Here is a 19,609-nt window from a genome sequence, read left to right on the forward strand (position 1 = left end):
CAATGGCCCGGCCGAAGCCCTATGAGCTGCGCTGCGGTGCCAGGTACAGCCGCACCAACCCACGCAAGGTCTTGCGACCCCAGAACTTCAACGGAATCTGCTTGAGGATCTCCCGCGCCAGTGGGCGGTCACGGTCGGCGGTCTTGAGGAACATCGAGTTCAGGAAGTTGTAGCGAACCTGATCGTAGGCGGGATGATCGCTGAACAACCCGTAGGTCTTGAGGATGTTCTGGATCATGTAGCGGTGATTCTTGTAGGTGTTGGTCGCGTGCTGGCGATAGCGCGCCATCACCACGTTCAACACGTCGATGGTGTACCCGGCGTGGGTGATCTTCAATTCGATCAGCAAGTCTTCCAGCGGAATCAGCGGATCGAACCCTCCGACCTCTTCCAGCGCCTGCCGACGGATCATCAGCGTCGGTGCCGGCGGAAAGGGCTTGCGATCGAGGAACAGGTCATCGAAATCCAGGCTGCGAAACGGCAAGTCGCGGCGCTGCTTCTTCTCCGGGTATGGCTTGCCGTCCCCATCAATCAACTCGATATTGCCGGCGCAAATGCCCACCTTCGGCTTGCCTTCCATGTAGGCAACCTGGGTGGCGATGCGCTCGGGCAGCATGATGTCATCGGAGCCGAATGGCGCGATCAGGCTGCCTTTGGCGCGAGCGATGGCACCGTTCAGGGTATTGGTCAGGCCCTGGTTCTGCTGCACCTGGAAATCAAACCCGTGTTCGGCCTGCAAGCGCTGGATGCGCTCCACGCTGTCATCCCTGGAGCCATCGTCTACCACCAGCAACTCGATGTTGGGGTAGGTCTGGCCGAGCACACTGAGAATGCTCTGCTCGATGTACGGCCCGTGGTTGTAGGAGGCGATGATCACAGTGACCAGGGGTTGCTGCAGACTCATGCTTTACCTACTTCACGCAGACCGGTTTCGATCAGGTTCAAATACTTGTGCCGGAACTCGTCCAAGGTGTGGTTTTCTTCCAGGTAGCGGAACACTTGCTCACCCTTGGCACGCAGCTCTTCGTCGCTCAGCGCCAGGTAAGTGTCCAGTGCTGCCGCCAACTGCTCGACATTGCCCGGATCATGGGAGAGGCCGCCGGCACCTTGCACCAACGGCAGCATCGCCGGGCCATTGGAGGCGATGACCGGCAGATGGCCGCTCATGCCTTCCAGCAGCGCCAGGCCCAGGCCTTCGAACAACGACGGCATGGTCCAGATGTCGAAACCGCGCACATACTTCATGCCATCTTCGCGAAAGCCCAGCAGGTGCGCACGGCCGGTCAGGCCCAGGCGCTCGATATCGGCGCGCAGGTCTGCTTCGGCGCGGCCGGAGCCGATGATCCCCACCTGGGCCTCAGGGTATTTGTCCTTGAGGGTGGCGAACGCTTGCAACAAATGGGTGTGGCCCTTGATCGGCACCAGGCGGCCCAGGGCGCCAATCATCCGTGCATCCAGCGGCAGGCCCAGGGCCTTGCGCGCTTCATCCCGTGGCAACTGCAAGGCTTCGGCCTGGGGGATGTCGATGGCATTGGTGACAAAGGTGGTGTTTTCGCGGGTGAACCCGCAGTTGAGGTCCACCAGGTAATCCCTGACCGCTGCCGACACCCCGACGAATCGCCACGCCGGGCTGACCCACTTCTGCGTCTGGCGCCGGCGGTAGCCCCGGGCGTACTCGCCAAAACCGTGGGAGATGCCGATGCACAGGGGGATCTTCAACCAGCGGTTGAGCGACAGCATCATGTTCACCGACTTGAAGCGGTTACAGATGACCACGTCGAATTTCTGCTCGCGGCAATATTTGTAGATCTGCCACATCGCGCCGAAACGAATGCCCTTGAGGGACTTTTCCGGCAACTCGAAATAATGGGAGTGCTCAGCCACGCTCAGGGGCTGGCCGGGCAGCGGGCGGCCGCTGAGGAACCCGGATGTGACCTCGAAACGTTCAGCCGGCAAGGCCTTGACGATCTGCTCGCCGAGGTCGGCGAAGTCGTGGGTCTTGACGTTGTAGTCCGGCTGTAACTGCAAAACCTTGAAACGAGGTTTCATAACTCTCCATGCTGCAATCTGGCTGCGGGCGCGCAGCCCGGCGAAAAGGGGCGGCAGGCGCTGCAAGCCTGCCTTCAATAAGGTCTCAATCCTGCTTCAACACCCAGAGCAACTCATGACGGCGCACCGCCTTGCGGAAGAACTCATTCTCTCCGTAAGGCGATGGACTACGGCCCGCCAGTAATTGCTGCAACCACCTGCGCACGCGGCGCTTGAACGGCGCCCGCGGCTGCAAGTCGTGCATCATGCCCAGGGCCATGGCCTTGTCCTGCTGCTGGCTGAGCGTCAGCGGCAAGCTGCAAGGCACAAGTTCACGGGAGGCATCAAAACGCGGCGGCAAGGCCACGCCAGCGCCCGAATCACCCATGGGCCAACGATCGTTATCATGCAGGTGGTTGGCGTAGCCGAGCAACGTGCCCGGTTGCCACTCCAGGCCTTGCAAGGCTTCGAGAATCGCGGCGTGGGCGCAGATGTGATCCGGGTGCGGATCCAGCAACGGCGTCGGCAACACGATCACCTGCGGGCGCGCCTTGAGCAGCAATGCCCGCAGGTCGGCAATCAGGTTATTCCAGGTCGGGGCGCCGTCCACATCCCCGGGCAAGGCCAGGGCATTGAACTGGCGAAACAGCCGCGTATCGTCCAACTGAGCTTCCCGGGAAGCCTGGGGCTGATCCGGTGCGGCCTGCATCGCTGCAAGCTGCATGCAGAAGTACCCCAACTGCACGCACTGCGCTTCGGGAACGCCCGCCCAACGCGGCACGGTGACGCTGTCCCAGGCACGCAGGCGGCCTTTGAGTCGTGCGGCATCGGCCTTGGGCATGCCCATCTGCTGATAGTGATCGGCTTCGATTTCGCCTGCCGTCAGGGTGACGATCCAGCTCTCGTCGGCTTGGCTGTACAGGCTGAAAGCGGCCAATTCGGCATCGTCGGCATGGGGCGCGATGACCATCACCCGTTGGCGACGGTAGTCCGGCTGGCGGAACAACCAGAGCGTCGGCTGCCCCTTGATCCGGCAGAAGCGCCCGCGCAAGCGCAGCTTACCGCTGGCCAGCGCTTCGCCCATGCCTGTCAGGTTGAGGTAGCGCCGTCCTGCAACCCCCCGCTCGAAGACTTGCCGGTCTGGTGCATCCAGGCCCGATAACTCCACCGCAGGATCGAGAAAACGCCCGAGCCAAGAGCTTTTGAGTTCAACCCCGACGATCAGGGTTTCATCGCCCACCAGAGGCGTGTCCAACAGCAGGCGCCCGGCTTCAAGACGCAGGCCCGCGCACTCGCTCCCTTCAGGAAACGCGTACTCATAATCGTCTTTCGGCGAGTAGAACAGATGATCGGCAAACCAGGCCTCATGTGCGGCCCACAGCACCACGGCCAGCACCAGTGGCAACCACCAGGCCACCAGCACACCGACAGCCACCAATAGCAACAGGCCCACCAACAGCGCAATACGCTTGTTACGCCGGTGCTGCTTGAGCAATTGCTGTTTGCGACTCATACGCTGAACACCGGCACCGGGTTGCACCAGCGCTCCTTGTATTCACGGTCGGAACGCCCGAAGGAGAAACGCAGCGGCTTGTCGCTCGCCCGCGCTTGCTCCCAGGCACTTTGGGTATTGAGGAAGCTCAGCACGCTGCCGGGGCTGAACGCCTTGGTTTCAGGGTCGACACCGCCGTTGACGTATTCGGCGCTGACCCACTGCGGCGCCTGCACCTGATACACCAGTTGCACGGCAATCGCAGCATCATTGAGAAACAGCACCGAGCCGAACAGGAATTCCTTGAGCAACTCCAGCACCTCGGCCAAGCGCTCGGCTCCCGCCGCAGGGAAACCCCAACGCCGCTGGAACAGGTCGCAATAAATCGCCGCCAGTTCGCTGCTGGAAAACTCGCCGACCGCCCTTACCACGCCGCCCGCCTCTTCCAGCAAACGCAGTTCGCGGCGCTGGTTGTAGCGAAACTTCTTCGACAGCTCTTCCGGTGTGCGCGCCATGGCCAACTGCTCGGCCTGGGGCTTGAGGGTGCTTACGCGCCCTTCATTCAGTGCAGAGAGATAGCGCGCGCGATGGCGCAACGGCACCTGCGCATCGGCGGCAAGCGGCAGGATGATCTCGGCGTTACCCAGATCAAACAGGCCTTTTTTGCCTTTGCGCTTGAGCACGTCCTTGGACAGGGCCAGGTCGCGCCCCCAGGTAGCAATTGCGCCCTTCAGCTCACCGTCCTGCTCCCAGCCCAGGTAGCGCACCGGAATCTGCGCCAGGTGCGCCAGCCGCTCGACGATCTGCGGATGAGTCGCCACGCTGCCGCCAAAACGCTGCCAGGCCTGGGCGTAAACCTCGGCCTCGACAGGCGTCCAGCCACGTTCACGCCAGCCCTGGAAGCGGTTCAGCATTTAGACCACGGCGTCATAAGGGTCCACGCCGTCCTTGACCACGAGGATGTCTTCCATGATCAGGTACTGCAGGTCGGAACCGAAGAACATATTCAGCGCGTCGGTCGGCGAGCAGATCATCGCTTCGCCACGACGGTTGAGCGAGGTGTTCAGCGACACACCATTGCCGGTCAGTACTTCCAGTTCTTTCATCATGTCGTAGTAGCGCGGGTTGTATTCGCGCTTGAGCACCTGGGCACGGGAGGTACCATCTTCATGGACCACTTCCGGCACGCGGGTTTTCCACTCTTCCGACACTTCAAAAGTGAAGGTCATGAACGGCGCCGGGTGATCGACCTTGATCATCTGTGGCGCAACGGTGTCGAGCATCGACGGGCAGAAAGGCCTCCAGCGCTCGCGGAACTTGATCTGGTGGTTGATCCGGTCAGCCACGCCGGTGGCGCTTGGGCAACCGATGATCGAACGACCGCCCAGGGCACGCGGGCCAAACTCCATGCGGCCCTGGAACCAGGCCACCGGGTTGCCGTCGACCATGATCCTGGCGATGCGCTTGGGCATGTTTTCAATCTTGCGCCAAACCGGCTTGCTCTCGTGCTTGGCGCACGCCGCGATCACGTCTTCGTTGCTGTAGGACGGGCCGAGATAGACGTGTTCCATCTTCTCAACCGGTACGCCACGGGCGTGAGACACGTAGGCGGCTGCACCCACCGCAGTACCGGCATCGCCGGACGCCGGCTGCACGAACAGCTCCTTGACGTCGTCGCGGGCAATGATCTTCTGGTTCAGCTTGACGTTCAGCGCACAGCCGCCGGCAAACGCCAGCTTGCCGGTGTCTTTGAGGATGTCGCCCAGGTAATGGTCGATCATCTGCAACGCCAGCTTCTCGAACAGCGCCTGCATGCTGGCCGCGTAGTGGATGTACGGCTCGTCGGCGATATCGCCTTCGCGCTTCGGACCCAGCCACTCGATCAGTTTTGGCGAGAAGTAGAAACCCTTGCCCTTCTCTTTGTAGCGGCGCAGGCCGATGACGTTGGCGTAGTCGGTGTTGATCACCAGCTCGCCGTTTTCAAAGGAGGCCAGGCGCGAGAAATCGTACTTGCTGGCATCGCCATACGGCGCCATGCCCATGACCTTGAACTCACCGTCGAGCATCTCGAAACCGAGGAACTCGGTGATCGCGCCATACAGGCCGCCGAGGGAGTCCGGATCGTAGAATTCCTTGATCTTGTGGATCTTGCCGTTTTCGCCGTAGCCGAAGAAGGTGGTGGCGTACTCGCCCTTGCCGTCGATCCCGAGGATCGCGGTCTTCTCCTGGAAGCCCGAGCAGTGGTAGGCACTGGAGGCGTGAGCCAGATGGTGTTCAACCGGTTCGATCTTGATTTTCTTCGGATCGAAGCCCAGTTGCTCCAGGCACCAGACGATCTTGTTGCGATAGCGCTTGTAGCGACGGTTGCCCATCAGGATCGCGTCGAGGGCGCGGTCCGGGGCGTACCAGTAACGCTTGGCGTAGTGCCAGCGGGCCTCGCCGAACAGGCTGATGGGGGCGAACGGAATCGCCACCACATCAACGTCGGAAGGCTTGATACCGGCTTGTTCCAGGCAGAACTTCGCCGACTCGTAGGGCATGCGGTTCTTTGCATGTTTGTCGCGCACGAAGCGCTCTTCTTCGGCGGCCGCGATCAGCTTGCCGTCGATGTACAAGGCTGCGGAAGGATCATGGCTAAGGGCGCCGGACAGGCCAAGAATCGTCAATGCCACAGGGGTCTAGCCTCTTTTAGTCTGCATGCAGGCGCGTCACGCCTGAAAAAAGTGTGCTCCCCGCCTGGGCGAGAAACAGCTAAAGGGCGGGATTATAGCGTAAACACGGCGCGGGATGATCTAGGGATTGTGGCGACCGGTTGTCACTGCAGGCCTAGCGGAAAATCTCGATGCTGCCGTCCCTGTTCTGGCGGTAGACCGTGTAGGGCAGCACAAGGGTGTCGAGCAAGCCGGAGGCCACGAGCTCGGCGGCGAAGATCGGCAGGGAGCCGGAGGCATCGCGCGTGTGCTCTTTGGTGGTGTCGGGCGCGCCGTTCAAGGTGCAGAAACCGTAGATCACCCCACTGTAGATACGCGGCACGTTTTCACAATAACTGCGCGATTCCTTGAGGTTCTGGCTGGCAACGGCGTCCGGGCGAAACACCGTGTTGATGGTGCCGCAACCGGTGGTGGATACCAGTACAGCGGCGAGAAGGACTCTGGTTGCAAGACTCACGGACAACTCCATTTGGCATAAGTGTGGGCATTCATCCCTGCCCCATACAACCTTGCCGGATCCGTTTATGAACCCGGGCGCCAATAGATACTGATGTTGCCATCGGTACCTTGCTTGTAGACCGTATAGGGCAGGACCACTGTATCAACAATGCCCGAGACCGTTATATCCAATAGAACGAATGGCATCAGCACGCCAGTGAGGTCCGGCGCGGCGTGCAGCAGGCAGAAATCAAAGGCAACCCCGCTGTAGACACGGGGAATCGACTGGCAGTAGGTTTTTTGCTTCCTGAGTTCACGTGCCGCCGCCGCGTCTTCGCGCAACAGCGTATTGGCCGTTCCGCAGCCGCTCAACACAAGGATTCCAATGCTTAGCGCAGCAGTCATTTTTAGCGTCATGGCAAGCCCTCTGAATGGCCAGCAACGCTAACATCGGCCCTGTTGGTGACCCAGACCCCACGCACCGCCGCGCCATGTAAGAAGATTCCGAAATGGCAAAAGCTGGCTGAATCGTTAAACTCGCGCACTTTTGTGCGCCATGGATGCTGGTTTACTCATGAAAGTTGTTGTACCCACTCGATTTGCGATGCTGCTTCCCGGACTGCTTGGCCTGTACAGCAGCGCCCAGGCCGATGAAGCGCCACTGGTCCTGGACCCCAGCGTGGTCACCGGTTCGCGCAGTGCCAGCCCATCGTTTGACCTGCCGTATTCGGTGGACAGCATCAGCCGCGAGCAAATCAGCGATGGCCAACTGGGCATCAATGCTTCAGAGGCACTGTCCCGCGTGCCCGGCCTGGTGGTTCAAAATCGCCAGAACTACGCCCAGGACTTGCAGATTTCCTCCCGTGGCTTCGGTGCTCGCTCGGCATTTGGTGTGCGCGGTATCAAGCTGATCGCCGACGGCATACCCGCCAGCACCCCGGACGGTCAGGGCCAGGCGGCGACGTTCAACCTCGACACCGCCGAGCGCATCGAAGTCCTGCGCGGCCCGGCCGCCACGCTGTATGGCAGCAATGCCGGCGGCGTGATCCAGATGTTCTCCCGCAACGGCGAAGGCCCGCCGCGCATCGGTGCCGAGACGCTGGTGGGCAGTGACGGCCTGAGCAAGAACCACCTCACCGCCGAAGGCGCGGCAGACGGCGCAGGCTTCGTGCTGGACGCCTCGCGCATGGACACCGACGGTTATCGCGACCACAGCAGCGCCCGCCGCGACCAGACCTTTGCCAAGCTCAATTTCGAGCCCGATGAAGACAGCAAACTGGCGCTGATCTACAGCAGCCTGGAACAGAACGGCACGCAGGATCCGCTGGGGCAGGCGTGGGATGCGTACAAGGCCGACCCGCGCTCAGTCAGCAGCGCTGCCGAGCTGTACAACACCCGCAAAAGCATCGACCACCAGCAACTGGGGATGAATTACGAGCGGTATTTCGGTGACGCCACACTGCAGGTGAATGCCTATACCGGGCGACGGAGCGTGATTCAGTACCTGTCGATTCCCAAGGGAACGCCCGCCAACGAACGCGGCGGCGGCGTGGTGCAGTTCGACCGCAAGTTCTACGGCGGCTCCGTGCGCTGGATGCAACCGGTCGACAGCGTACCGGGCGAGCTGATGATCATCACCGGCCTGGATTTCGACCAGAGCGAAGACAGCCGCCACGGCTACCAGAACTACAGCGGCAGCACCCTTGGCGTAAAAGGCCAGTTGCGCCGGGATGAAATCGACACCGCCCGCAGCCTCGACCCCTACATCCAGGCCAACTGGGCCATCAATCGCTGGACCCTGCAAGCCGGGGTACGCCACAGCACCATGGAACTGGATGTCGACGACCAGTTCCTGAGCAACGGCGACTCCAGCGGCAACAAGACCTATCAGAAGAACACACCGTCCGTGAGCGTGATGTATGCCTTCACGCCCGACCTGCACGGCTACGTCAGTGCCGGCAAGGGGTTCGAGACGCCAACCCAGGCGGAACTGGCGTACGCGCCGGGCAACATCGAAGGGTTCAACTTCGGCCTGAAGCCGTCGGAAAGCACGCAGTATGAAGTGGGCTTGAAGGCACAGTTGAACGACACCCGGGTCAACGCCGCTGTTTTCCAGATCACCACCGAGGACGAGCTGGTGGTGGACCAATCGATCGGTGGCCGCACCAGCTACCAGAACGCCGGCCGCACCCTGCGCCGCGGCTTCGAGCTGGGCATCGAAAGCCAGCTCAGCGAGCAGTGGAGTACCAACATCGCCTACACCCGCCTGCAAGCCACCTACGACAGCGACTTCATTGGCGGCGGCAAACCGGTGGACAAAGGCAACTACCTCCCCGGTGTGCCACAAACCACACTGTTCGCAGAGCTCAACTGGAAACCCCGGGACTGGGTCAGCACCGCCGTGGAAGGCATGTACCGCAGCAAGGTCTACGTCGAAGATACCAACCAGCAACACGCGGCACCGGGCTACAGCGTGTTCAACTGGCGTGCACGCTTTGAGCAGAAGGTGGAGCACTGGACGTTCCACCAGACCCTGCGCCTGGATAACTTGCTGGATCGCCAGTACGTAGGGTCGGTCATCGTCGGAGACGGCAACGGCCGCTATTACGAAGCAGCGCCGGGACGCTCGTGGTATGCAGGCGCCGGCGCCGAGTACACATTTTAGAAACTGACCATCGAACTTGTGGCGAGGGAGCTTGCTCCCGTTGGGCCGCGCAGCGGCCCTAAACCCCTAGCCCACTGCCTTTGGCAACCGCTGATCAATCACCCGATACAACGCACTGCTCTCAGGCCAGTTACGCATAAACCTTGCCCGATCCCTGGCATATGCCGGAGCGAAGCTGCTCAAGGACGTGTGCTGACACATCGAATCCAGGTCGATCAGCGCCCAGCGATCCGTGTGCCAGAACAGGTTATGCCCCTTGAAATCCCCATGGCTGATGCGCTCGCGGATCAACTCTGCGAACAAATAATCCAGGGCCTGCAATTCGGCCTCGGGTGCCTCGCCACTCTCAACATACGGCGCGAACCGCTCGATGATGTCCGGCCCCGGCAGGTACTCGGTCACCAGATACGCGCGGCTGCGCAGCCACAGGAAGCGCTTTTCCAGCAACGCCAGCGGCTTGGGCGTGGCGATGCCGAGGAACGCCAGGCGATTGCCTTCGCGCCACGAATGCCAGGCCCGGCTCGGGCGCCAGAAGCGCTTGAGCCAATGGGCAAAACCCTTGATGTTGTAGCGCTTGATCACGAGTGGTCGACCGGCCACCTCGACCTTGGCGACACTGGCCGCCCCACCGGTTTTATACAGGTGGCCCTGATCCAGCAGCGCGTCAGCCTGCGCCAGCACCGGCAGCATCGCCGCTTCTTCCTCACGACGAGTCGCGCGCAGGGCGAACGGCCCGCGCACGACGCTGAACAGCGTGCACTCCCGGCCAACCTTGCTCAGGAAGTCCTTCAAGCGCCAGACGCTGACCTTGCGTACCTGCTTCTGCAACGCTTCGAGCGGCAACGCGTGTTCGCCATTGCTCAGCAGGTAATACACCAGCAACTCTTCGGTAAACGGCTCGAGGTTTTTCGGCAACTGCGCGAAAAACACCCCAAGGTTTTCCAGCACCCGGTTACGCGACAGCGGTTTGCCCGCTTCTTCGACACAGATCCCGGCGCCGTCGATCAAATACAGTTTGCCGTCCTGACGCAGCAGGTTGTCCAGGTGCAGGTCTTCCTGCCACAGGCCCTTGGCGTGCATCTGCGCAATCGCACCCAGCGCTTCGGCGAGCACCGCTTGCTGCTGGTCAGCCAGCGGCGGCAGGTGTTCAACAGCCTGCCACGCATCAGCCAGGCTGTCGGCGCCTTCAAGAAACTCGAACAGCAGCCAACCGCCCTCACCCTCTTGCAGACCATCGGCCAGCAACAGCGGCGTGGTCAGGCCTTGCTCGGCCAACAGCCGCACGCCCTTGAGTTCACGCTGAAAATGCCGCGCCGCCTTGCTGCCCACCAACAATTTGGCCAGCACCGGGCGCCCGCGCCACACAGCTGCGCCGACATAACGCTGGCCCGGCAATACCCGCAGCAGGCTCAGCAGTTGCAACTGCCCAGGCCCGGCAGCGTCTGCCAGTTCGATGCTCAGGGGCAGGCTTGGCGTGCGGCCGGCATTTTTCAGTTCGGACAAACGCATCAGCGGTTCTCCTTGTGACTGCGCCGGGCCGCCAGGCGCTGGTGCCAGGTGGCAACCAATGCGCTGTCCTGCGGCTGGTCCAGGTAGGCCGCCAACAGCTGGCGAACCTGATCGTCAGACCATTGCGGCGCACGGCGCAGCAGCGGTTCCAGATCCTTGACCCGGTCACGCCAGCCGAACAGCAGCGGGCGGGTTTTCTCCAGGTCGATCAACTGTGCCGCATACCCGTCGCCGGTGGCTTGCAGGAAAATATGCTTGGGATAAAAACAGCCATGCACCTGGCCCACGCTGTGCAACTGACGAGCAAGCTGACCGCAGGCCAGCAGGATTGCCCGCTGCTGCACGTCGCTCAACTCAGACCATTGCTCCAGCAATGAATCCAGGTCATTCCAACCATCCAGCGCCCGGGTCAGCAACATCGCCCGATGCTCTCCGGCCACTTTGCGCTCACCGAAAAACGCCGCCTGCAATGCCGGAATACCCAACTGCCGATAGCGGCTGATGTTACGAAACTCGCGGGCAAAACTCGGCTCGCCAAACGGGCGGTGCAAGGTGCGCGTCAGGTAGTTGCTCTGGCGCTTGAGGTAGTAGCCCTGGCCTTCGAGTTCGAGGCGAAACACGCTGCTCCAGCCGCCGCGGCTGGTATTGGGCTCGTCCACCGCATCCAGTTGCTTGGCCCACAGCGCGTCGAAAGTGCCGAGGCCGTTGCGCTCAAGCAATGCTCGATCTTCGGCCGCCAGGAAATCACTCATTCTCGCCCCTCGAAAAACTTCACCACGTGGCGAATTCGCTGTTTGTCCGCCGCACTCAAGTGTTTGCGCTGACGGTATTGCATGTAGAAGCGCAGGCGCTGGGTAGCCGACAAGTGATACTTGGCGACTTTGTCCAGGCAGGCCAGGTCCTTGGTAATGCGGTACTTGAGCCAGAACCCGCGCCAGAAATCGCCATTGGGGCAATCAATCAGGTACAGGGTTTGCTGGTCGTCCACCAACAAGTTGCGCCACTTCAAATCGTTGTGGGTAAACCGGTGGTCGTGCATGGTCCGCGTGTATTCAGCGAGCTGGCGACTGATCTTGTTGACCCACACCGGGTCTGACAGTTGCGGGTCATTGCGCTCGGCCAATGCCGACAAGTCTTCAGTCTTCGGCAGCTCGCGCGTGATCATCGCCCCGCGGTGATACGCCAGGCCTTTACGCTCCAGACCCCAGGCAATCACATCGGCGGTGGGTATGCCCCACTTGGCGAAGCGCTTGAGGTTCTGCCATTCGGACTTGACTCGTGGCTTGCCCAGATAGCGGCGCAACCCCTTGCCTGCACCGACGTAGCGCTTGACGTAATAGTTGACCCCGCCGCGCTCCACGCGAATCACTTCGGACAACGGATCGCGGGTCAGCCGCTCGCCTTGCAGGGCGAACACGGCTTCCAGGCTACCAAAGTCATCCGCCAGGGCGGCGTAAGCGGGTTCCAGGTTCCAACCCGCCATCAGAGCGCATCCCCGTATCGTTGCTTGCGTGCGTAAAGCTTGGCGGCCATGCGTTCCAACGCCGACAGCAGCGCGCTTTGCTCGCCCAGGATCTGGCGCAAAGGTTGCTGGAAGTAGGCCTTGAGAAACCGCAGTTTGTCGCGCCGGGTCAAACCGATCTCCAGGGCGGAGTAGTAAAGCCCCGCCAGGTCCTTGTCACGCCAGCGCCGGGGAATCTTCGAACGCACCTGGGCACGGTGCAGGTCGATCACCGAGAGCTTGATGTTGTGCACGGTAACCGGTTGGTCGGTGTGCAACAGGAAGTGGCACAGGTAGCAATCACGATGGTTCACGCCCCCCCGGTGCATCGTGCCCAGGGTGCGCGCAAGCTCAACGGTCAAGGCATGCCGAATCGCCGGCACGGGCGGCTGTTTGACCCAGTCCATGGTCAGGTCTTCAAGGCTGACGATAGGCGCCAGCTCTTCAGTGACGATGAACGAGTGCTGGTCGGCCGGGTTGCTGCCCTTTTCACCAAAGGCCACGCCGGTCATGGTGGGCACGCCGAGTTCCTGCAGACGCTGGATCGCGTCCCACTCCTGGCCCGCGCCCAAGACAGGCAACTTGGCCGTGATCAGGTTCTTGAGGATTTCACCCCAGCCAATTCCCCGGTGGATCTTTACAAAATAATGGCGGCCTTCCACTTCCGTACGCAGGGTACGGCGCGCGGCCAGCTCACGAAACACCTGGCCGTCCAGCTTCTCGACTTCGGCGAACGCATCGCGTCCGGCCCACAGGGTCTTGAACGGTTCGGCAAGAATCAACTTCATCGGTTTGGCTCCGCCAGAATCAGGTCCGCAGCGTACTGCGGCATGCTATAGAGGTCGGCCGTCTCAGCGAAGGCCAGACCATTGCGGCTCCAGGCCGCGCGCGCTTGTGGATCGTCGAGCATATCCACCAGGTACTGGTTGAGCTGGGCCTGCTCGAACGGTTCGTCCAACACCCGCCCACTCTGGGCCTTGTCGATGTAATACGCGTAGCCGCAGACCTTGCTCACCAGCACCGGGAGGCCGGCGACCACCGCTTCGATCAGCACCATGCCGGCCGCCTCGTTGTACGCGGGGTGGATCAACAGGTCGGCGCCCAGCAGAAAGCGCGGGATGTCGCTGCGGCCCTTGAAGAACTGCACCTGGTCGCCCAGGCCCAGCGCAGCACTCTGCAATTGGAATACTTTGGGGTCGTCCTGGCCGATTACAAATAGCCGGGTGCGTTTCTTCAGGCTCGACGGCAGCGCGGCCACGGCCTTGAGGCTGCGATCGACGCCCTTGGTCTTGAAGCCCGAGCCAATCTGCACCAGCAGCAAATCATCGTCGGCCAGGCCGAATTCGCGACGAAACTCGGCGCGGATCTCGGCAGCATTGGGCGGCGCGCGGCGGTCGCGGGCGATACCCGGCGGCAACAAGTGAAAACGCTCGGCCTGGGTCCCGTAATACTGGGTGAACAGCTGCTGCTGGTGTTCGGACAGCACCATGATCTGCGTCTTGGCGTCTTTGTCGAACACTGCACGCTCGTATTCGGCAAAGTGCTTGTACCGGCCGAACCAGCGATACATCGGGTTGCGCAGGTTCTGCGCCTTGTCTTCGAACACGCCGTCGGCGGCGAAGTACAGGTCCAGCCCCGGCATCTTGTTGAAGCCCACCACGCGGTCCACCGGGCGCTTGGCCAGGTCGGCCTGGATCCAGGCGTAGAGCTTTTCATTGCGCCGATGGTTGACCAGCGCCTTGACCGGCGCCACAAGTACTTCAAAGCCCGGCGGTACGTCACCCTCCCAGATCAGCGTATAGACGCGAATCTGATGCCCGCGCTGCTGGCACTCCAGGGCAATACGCATGAAGTCGCGCTGCAGGCCACCAAAGGGGAAGTATTTGTAGAGGACAAAAGCCAGTTGCATCAGTGTTCCTCAGCCAGTAACAACGTGCTTAAACGAGTTGCGACACGCTCAGGGTTCAGGCGAGTGAAGCACAGGGGCCACTCGCGCTTGAGATCGAACCGACGCTGGTCTTCGGCAGTCGGTTGATAAGTGCATTTCTTTTGCAGGCAAGGCGCACACGGGAAGTCGCTGGCCAGGTGAATCTGCGCCTTGCCATAAGCCCCGGTCAGGCCAGGATTGGTAGGGCCGAACAGGGAAATCGTTGGCACATCCAGCGCTGCGGCCAAGTGGCCAAGGCCGGTGTCGACCGCGACACACGCCTTCGCACCCGCCAGCACCCGGGCCACCCCCGCGAGGTTCAGCCTGGGCAGCACTTCGGCGTTTTTCAGGCCCTGGGCCAGGCGTTCAGCCCGGGCTTTTTCGGCGGCATTGCCCCACGGCAACTTCACGTCCACGCCAAAGCGGTCCATGCGTTCGGCCAGGTCGCGCCAGTAGGCTTCAGGCCAGTGCTTGGTGTCCCAGGTGGTGCCGTGCAGCAGCAGTACAAACGGTTTTTTCGGCGGCAGGCCCAGCAGCTTGTCGACACTGAGGCCGTAGTCGCCCAGGCCTTTTGGCAGGTCATAACCGAGGGCGACGGCAAACAGCTGGCGCAAGCGCTCCACCGCGTGCTGCCCACGGGCCACGGCCAGGCGCCGGGAATAGAAGTGCGCCGCCAATGGCTCGCGAGCCGACTGTTTGTCGAAACCGGCCACCGGGGCACGTACGTAGCGGGTCAGCCAGGCACTTTTCAGCAGGCCCTGGGCGTCGATCACCAGGTCATATTTGGTCGACTGCACGCTCTTCTTGAAGCGCCGCCATTCGCCACTCTTGAAGGTCTGCCAGAGGTTCTTGCGCCAGCGGCGGATCGCCACCGGGATCACCTTGTCCACCGCCGGGTGCCAGGTGGGAATCTCGGCGAAGCCTTCTTCCACCACCCAGTCAAACCGGATGCCCGGGATCGCCCGCGCCGCGTCGGTCAACGCCGGCAAGGCATGAATCACATCGCCCAGGGATGAGGTCTTGATTACCAGAACCCGCAACTTAACGAACCTCGACCACAGAGCCCTGCAACCGCTGCAACGCGTCGCTGACAGGTTGCGGCAGCAACTGGCGCAGGCAGTTGTAGTGGCCGAAGCGGCAGGTGCGATCAAAACACGGGCTGCAATCCAGGCCCAGGCGCACCACTTCGACCTTGTCGGCCAGCGGCGGGGTAAACCCGGGAGACGTCGAGCCATACACTGCCACCAGCGGGCGGTTCAGCGCCGCGGCCACGTGCATCAGGCCGGAGTCGTTGGACACCACCGCGTCGGCACAGGACAGCAGGTCGATGGCCTCGGCCAGGGATGTGTCGCCGCTCAGGTTGACCGCCTCTTCGCGCAGCCCCGGGATCAAGCGCTGGCGAATATCCTCGCCCACCGAATGATCGTTTTTCGAGCCGAACAACCAGACTTGCCAGCCCTCGCGAATCTTCATCTCCGCAACCTTGGCGTAATGCTCCGAAGGCCAGCGCTTGGACTCGCCAAACTCCGCGCCAGGGCACAGCGCCAGCACCGGACGGTCCAGCTCCAGGCCGAACTTGGCCAGGGCGGCGTCGCGGGTGACCGGGTCGATTTGCAGGCTCGGGCGCGGATAAGGCGTCGGCAACTCGGCTCCCGGCGCGTAGGCCAGGGCCATGAAGCGCTCGATCATCAGCGGGTAACGGGCCTTGTCGAGCTTGCGCACATCGTTGAGCAGGCCATAGCGAAACTCGCCACGCCAGCCGGTGCGTTTGGGAATACCGGCGAAGAACGGCACCAGTGCCGACTTCATCGAGTTGGGCAACAGGATCGCCTGATCGTACTGGCCAGCCAGGGACTTGCCGATGCGTCGACGGGTCGCCAGCTCCAGCGCGCCGTGGCCGAGCGGGAAGCTCAAGGCCTGACGCACCTCGGGCATGCGCTCAAGGATCGGCCGGCTCCACTCGGGGGCGAGCACGTCGATTTGGCAGTCGGGATGACGTTGCTTGAGGCACTGGAACAGTGTCTGCGCCATCACCATGTCACCGACCCAACTGGGCCCAACGATCAGAATATTCATGTAGTTTCCACAAACGATACGGGGAGGCTCATGCCTCCCCGCCTTATATAGTGTTTCAGCTTAACCCCAGTTCATGCCAGATTCGCTGCACCTGGCGCCGTTCGTCAGCGAACTGGTCCCCGGCCACCGTACCGGCCTCGTTCTGCAGGGCCTGGCGGTGAGCGGCGGAACGGTAGGCTTTATACACCTCGCGCAGCAAATGGGCATCGGCGGCGGGCATCAGCCCGACCTGCTCCAGGCCTTCCAGAATGCGGATATTGTCGGTGTAGCGCAGCAACGATGGATGTTGCGCAGACCACGCCAGAGCCGCGTATTGCACCATAAATTCAATATCGACGATACCTCCGGCGTCCTGCTTGAGGTCGAACGACGCCGTGGGTTCGAAGGCATTCGCCGCCGTTCCCGCCGCCGTGGACTTGGTGCCGAGGTTGTCGCGCATCTTGGCGCGCATCTCGCTGACCTCCTGGCGCAGCTTGTCCAGGTCCTGCGCGCGGCCCAGCACTTGCGCCCGTACCTGCTCGAAAGCACGGCCCACATCCTGACTGCCTACCAGCACTCGCGCACGCACCAGCGCCTGGTGCTCCCAGGTCCAGGCTTCGTTTTCCTGATAACGCGCAAATGCGCCCAGGGAACTCACCAGCAAACCGGATGCGCCCGAAGGCCGCAGGCGCATGTCCACTTCATACAACTGGCCCGAGTTGGTCTGGGTGGTCAGCAGGTGAATGATCCGCTGCCCCAGCCGGGTAAAGAACTGCGCGCCATCGATCGGCTTGGCACCGTCGGTTTCGGCCTGGGGGTCACCGTCATGGATAAACACCAGGTCCAGGTCCGAACCATGCCCCAATTCGATGCCGCCGACTTTCCCATAACCGACAATGATGAAGCCAGGATCGCACAAGGTGCCGTCCACCCGTTGCGGCGAGCCGTAGCGGGCAACCGTCTGGCGCCAGGCCAGGGCCAGCACTTGTTCGAGGATGGCTTCGGCGAGCCAGGTCAGGTAGTCGCTGACTTTCATCAGCGGCAGGCTGCCGGCGATTTCCGAGGCGGCCACCCGCAGGCGGTGGGCCAGCTTGAAGTGCCGTAGGGCCTCCATCTGCTGCTCAAGGTCATCTTCGGGGATGCGCGTCAGGCGCTCGCGCAATTCGGCGGCCAGTTCCGGCGCCAGCGGCGGCTTGAACAGGCGGCCTTCGTTGAGCAGTTCATCCAGCAGCAGCGGGAAGCGAGTGATCTGCTCGGCAATCCACGGGCTGGCGGCGCACAGGGTCAGAAGGCGACGCAGGGCGTCGGGGTTTTCCGTCAGCAACACCAGATAAGCGGAACGCCGGGCGACGGCTTCGACCAAGGGCAGGACGCGCTCCAGTACCAGGTCCGGGTTGGCATGTTCGACGGCCTGGGCCAGCAAGCGCGGGATAAATGCATCCAGACGCTCGCGACCCAGGCGCTGCATGGCACGCAATTGCGGACTGCTGCGCAGGCCGGCCAGGGTTTTCAAGGCTTTGGGCGCGTCGGTAAAACCGCCTTCCTGCAACTGACGGCAGGCGGCTTCCTCGTCCTGGGACTCTTCCCACAACGGCAACCACTCACCGCCCACCACCAACTCGCTCTCTTCGCCCTCTTCTTCATCCGGATCGGCAATCACCTGGCGGAAATGCCAGTCCACCCGGCCACGCCAGTACATCAGGCGCTCATGAAACGCGGTCCAGTCCGGAAAGCCCAGCATGAAGGCAATCCGCGCCTGGTCTTCGGTGCCATCCGGGAGCATCTGCGTCTGGCGATCGGCGATCGCCTGAATCGCGTGCTCGGTGTAGCGCAGGAATTCATAGCCATCGCGCAGCTCGGCGACCACCGCCGGCGGCAGGTAACCCTGGCCTTCCAGGGTACCCAGCACTTTTAACAGTGGGCGCTGCTGCAGGCTCAGGTCACGGCCACCGTGGATCAGCTGGAACGCCTGGGCGATAAATTCGACTTCACGGATGCCGCCCGAGCCGAGCTTGATGTTCTCGGCCATGCCCTTGCGCCGCACTTCCTGCTGGATCAGCTGCTTCATGGTGCGCAGCGCTTCGATGGCGGAAAAGTCCAGGTAACGCCGGTAGACAAACGGTCGCAGCATGTCGAGCAGTTGCGCACCGGCCACCTGGTCACCGGCCACCACCCGCGCCTTGATCATGGCGTAGCGTTCCCAGTCGCGGCCCTGGTCCTGGTAGTACTGCTCCAGCGCGTTGAAACTGAGCACCAGCGCCCCGGCTGAGCCGTAAGGTCGCAGGCGCATGTCGACCCGGAACACAAAGCCGTCGACGGTCATCGGGTCCAGGGCCTTGATCAGTTTTTGACCAAGGCGGATGAAGAACTCCTGGTTGTCCAGCGAGCGCTTCACGCCAACCGTGTCGCCGCCTTCGGGGTAGGCGAAGATCAGGTCGATGTCGGACGACAGGTTCAGCTCCACTGCGCCGAGCTTGCCCATGCCGAGGATGACCATGTGCTGCGGTTCGCCGCTGCGACGGCCCGTGGGTGTGCCGAACAATACGCAGTGGCGCTGGTACAACCACTGATAGGCCTGGTCGATGCTGGCGTCGGCCATGTCCGACAGGTCGCGGCAGGTTTGCACCAGGTCCGCCTGTCGGGTCAGGTCGCGCCAGATGATCCGCACCTGCTGGCGGGTGCGCTGGCGGCGCAGAACCCGGCCCAGTTCGTCTTCTGTCTCGGCTTGTTGCACGGCCGTTGCAATCTGTCCGCACAGCTCGCCGGGGGCAAAGCTGCGGTCCAGTTCGCCCCAGGCCACCAGCTCGAGCAACATCAAAGGGTCACGAACACTCTGTTCAATGACGAAATCACTGGCGGCGCACACACGGGCGAAGTCAGCCCAACGTTGCGGCGTCCACTCAGAAAGGCCATTATCGCCGTCCAATCCGGCCACGGCGTCACGAAATGACTGCTCGGCCCGCTTGGCAAATGGAAGCAGGATGGCCGGGAGTTCGGCCTGCATTGGAAGGCTCATGGTCTATCCTTGATCGGCGCGTAAAGGGCTTGTAGCTGTGAACGCAAGAACCACGCTCGGTGAAGGACTGTCGAACAAAGGTTAGAAATAGCTGAAAATTTTTCTTTTTTGGCAGTCAACATCAAATCTCTACCCTTTCTTGTTCGCAAAAGATCAACAATAACGATTATGCTCGCCAGCTAGACCGAGCAATCCGCTCAGTTTTGTGTAGTTTTACTACTCGTATATACATTCGAAAGGCTGAAATGGCCGACGATTTGTAGTAAA

Annotated in this window: 16 protein-coding genes; 1 reads left to right on the forward strand and 15 read right to left on the reverse strand. The window is 62.0% G+C overall.

Going from position 1 to position 19,609, the window contains the following annotated elements; translation table 11 throughout:
- Positions 1-19: 19 nt before the first annotated feature.
- From HX824_RS16120 to HX824_RS16150, 7 genes are all read right to left on the reverse strand, one after another.
- A complete protein-coding gene (locus tag HX824_RS16120; protein WP_102604281.1) occupies positions 20-904 on the reverse strand; it encodes a glycosyltransferase in 885 nt (294 codons plus the stop codon).
- Positions 901-2,049 carry a glycosyltransferase family 4 protein gene (locus tag HX824_RS16125; RefSeq protein ID WP_008439138.1) on the reverse strand — a complete coding sequence of 383 codons (1,149 nt, stop codon included), beginning with the start codon at positions 2,047-2,049 and terminating at the stop codon, positions 901-903. Before HX824_RS16125 ends, HX824_RS16120 begins: the two co-directional genes overlap by 4 nt.
- Positions 2,050-2,134: 85 nt before the next feature.
- Positions 2,135-3,541, reverse strand: coding sequence for a PIG-L deacetylase family protein (locus HX824_RS16130; RefSeq protein ID WP_087692494.1), 1,407 nt, complete (start codon positions 3,539-3,541; stop codon positions 2,135-2,137).
- Positions 3,538-4,434 (reverse strand): GNAT family N-acetyltransferase, encoded by an 897-nt coding sequence (locus tag HX824_RS16135; protein ID WP_003209464.1) that lies wholly within the window; start codon positions 4,432-4,434, stop codon positions 3,538-3,540. Before HX824_RS16135 ends, HX824_RS16130 begins: the two co-directional genes overlap by 4 nt.
- A complete protein-coding gene (locus HX824_RS16140; RefSeq protein WP_008439143.1) occupies positions 4,435-6,192 on the reverse strand; it encodes a carbamoyltransferase in 1,758 nt (585 codons plus the stop codon).
- 154 nt (positions 6,193-6,346) lie between these two features.
- Positions 6,347-6,700, reverse strand: a complete 354-nt coding sequence (locus tag HX824_RS16145) for a YceK/YidQ family lipoprotein (protein ID WP_008439144.1) — start codon at positions 6,698-6,700, stop codon at positions 6,347-6,349.
- Positions 6,701-6,753: 53 nt separating this feature from the next.
- A complete protein-coding gene (locus HX824_RS16150; protein ID WP_010169294.1) occupies positions 6,754-7,086 on the reverse strand; it encodes a YceK/YidQ family lipoprotein in 333 nt (110 codons plus the stop codon).
- A 157-nt stretch (positions 7,087-7,243) separates the two neighbouring features.
- On the opposite strand from HX824_RS16150, the gene HX824_RS16155 reads away from it, so the two are divergent.
- A complete protein-coding gene (locus tag HX824_RS16155; RefSeq protein WP_177039700.1) occupies positions 7,244-9,334 on the forward strand; it encodes a TonB-dependent receptor in 2,091 nt (696 codons plus the stop codon).
- 66 nt (positions 9,335-9,400) lie between these two features.
- Here HX824_RS16155 and HX824_RS16160 read toward each other — a convergent pair whose 3' ends face one another.
- The 8 genes from HX824_RS16160 to glnE are packed head-to-tail and all read right to left on the reverse strand — an operon-like array spanning position 9,401 to position 19,342.
- Entirely contained in the window at positions 9,401-10,843 is a 1,443-nt protein-coding gene (locus HX824_RS16160; RefSeq protein ID WP_008439147.1) for a lipopolysaccharide kinase InaA family protein, read from the reverse strand.
- Positions 10,843-11,595 carry a lipopolysaccharide kinase InaA family protein gene (locus HX824_RS16165; RefSeq protein ID WP_008439156.1) on the reverse strand — a complete coding sequence of 251 codons (753 nt, stop codon included), beginning with the start codon at positions 11,593-11,595 and terminating at the stop codon, positions 10,843-10,845. The genes HX824_RS16160 and HX824_RS16165 overlap by 1 nt, the downstream gene beginning before the upstream one ends.
- Positions 11,592-12,326 (reverse strand): lipopolysaccharide kinase InaA family protein, encoded by a 735-nt coding sequence (locus HX824_RS16170; RefSeq protein ID WP_003209451.1) that lies wholly within the window; start codon positions 12,324-12,326, stop codon positions 11,592-11,594. The genes HX824_RS16165 and HX824_RS16170 overlap by 4 nt, the downstream gene beginning before the upstream one ends.
- On the reverse strand, positions 12,326-13,132 hold the full coding sequence (gene rfaP, locus HX824_RS16175) for a lipopolysaccharide core heptose(I) kinase RfaP (RefSeq protein ID WP_134325629.1): 807 nt from the start codon (positions 13,130-13,132) through the stop codon (positions 12,326-12,328). Before rfaP ends, HX824_RS16170 begins: the two co-directional genes overlap by 1 nt.
- Positions 13,129-14,253, reverse strand: a complete 1,125-nt coding sequence (locus HX824_RS16180) for a glycosyltransferase family 4 protein (RefSeq protein WP_177054799.1) — start codon at positions 14,251-14,253, stop codon at positions 13,129-13,131. Before HX824_RS16180 ends, rfaP begins: the two co-directional genes overlap by 4 nt.
- Positions 14,253-15,311: a lipopolysaccharide heptosyltransferase I gene (waaC, locus tag HX824_RS16185; protein WP_003209442.1), complete on the reverse strand. Its 1,059-nt coding sequence runs from the start codon at positions 15,309-15,311 to the stop codon at positions 14,253-14,255. The genes HX824_RS16180 and waaC overlap by 1 nt, the downstream gene beginning before the upstream one ends.
- A gap of 1 nt (position 15,312) precedes the next feature.
- Positions 15,313-16,347, reverse strand: coding sequence for a lipopolysaccharide heptosyltransferase II (gene waaF / locus HX824_RS16190; RefSeq protein ID WP_003209441.1), 1,035 nt, complete (start codon positions 16,345-16,347; stop codon positions 15,313-15,315).
- 55 nt (positions 16,348-16,402) lie between these two features.
- The gene (gene glnE / locus HX824_RS16195) at positions 16,403-19,342 is read right to left on the reverse strand and encodes a bifunctional [glutamate--ammonia ligase]-adenylyl-L-tyrosine phosphorylase/[glutamate--ammonia-ligase] adenylyltransferase (protein ID WP_102367964.1); all 2,940 of its coding nucleotides are present in this window, start codon (positions 19,340-19,342) and stop codon (positions 16,403-16,405) included.
- Positions 19,343-19,609 lie beyond the last annotated feature (267 nt).

Source organism: Pseudomonas sp. D4002 (genome assembly GCF_013385665.1).
GTDB lineage: Bacteria > Pseudomonadota > Gammaproteobacteria > Pseudomonadales > Pseudomonadaceae > Aquipseudomonas.

Bases quoted from the DNA above. Each gene is read 5' to 3' on its own strand.
- HX824_RS16120 (WP_102604281.1), bottom strand. From the start codon at position 904: ATGAGTCTGCAGCAACCCCTGGTCACTGTGATCATCGCCTCCTACAAC.
- HX824_RS16125 (WP_008439138.1), bottom strand. From the start codon at position 2,049: ATGAAACCTCGTTTCAAGGTTTTGCAGTTACAGCCGGACTACAACGTC.
- HX824_RS16130 (WP_087692494.1), bottom strand. From the start codon at position 3,541: ATGAGTCGCAAACAGCAATTGCTCAAGCAGCACCGGCGTAACAAGCGT.
- HX824_RS16135 (WP_003209464.1), bottom strand. From the start codon at position 4,434: ATGCTGAACCGCTTCCAGGGCTGGCGTGAACGTGGCTGGACGCCTGTC.
- HX824_RS16145 (WP_008439144.1), bottom strand. From the start codon at position 6,700: ATGGAGTTGTCCGTGAGTCTTGCAACCAGAGTCCTTCTCGCCGCTGTA.
- HX824_RS16150 (WP_010169294.1), bottom strand. From the start codon at position 7,086: ATGACGCTAAAAATGACTGCTGCGCTAAGCATTGGAATCCTTGTGTTG.
- HX824_RS16155 (WP_177039700.1), top strand. From the start codon at position 7,244: ATGAAAGTTGTTGTACCCACTCGATTTGCGATGCTGCTTCCCGGACTG.
- HX824_RS16160 (WP_008439147.1), bottom strand. From the start codon at position 10,843: ATGCGTTTGTCCGAACTGAAAAATGCCGGCCGCACGCCAAGCCTGCCC.
- HX824_RS16165 (WP_008439156.1), bottom strand. From the start codon at position 11,595: ATGAGTGATTTCCTGGCGGCCGAAGATCGAGCATTGCTTGAGCGCAAC.
- HX824_RS16170 (WP_003209451.1), bottom strand. From the start codon at position 12,326: ATGGCGGGTTGGAACCTGGAACCCGCTTACGCCGCCCTGGCGGATGAC.
- rfaP (WP_134325629.1), bottom strand. From the start codon at position 13,132: ATGAAGTTGATTCTTGCCGAACCGTTCAAGACCCTGTGGGCCGGACGC.
- HX824_RS16180 (WP_177054799.1), bottom strand. From the start codon at position 14,253: ATGCAACTGGCTTTTGTCCTCTACAAATACTTCCCCTTTGGTGGCCTG.
- waaF (WP_003209441.1), bottom strand. From the start codon at position 16,347: ATGAATATTCTGATCGTTGGGCCCAGTTGGGTCGGTGACATGGTGATG.
- glnE (WP_102367964.1), bottom strand. From the start codon at position 19,342: ATGAGCCTTCCAATGCAGGCCGAACTCCCGGCCATCCTGCTTCCATTT.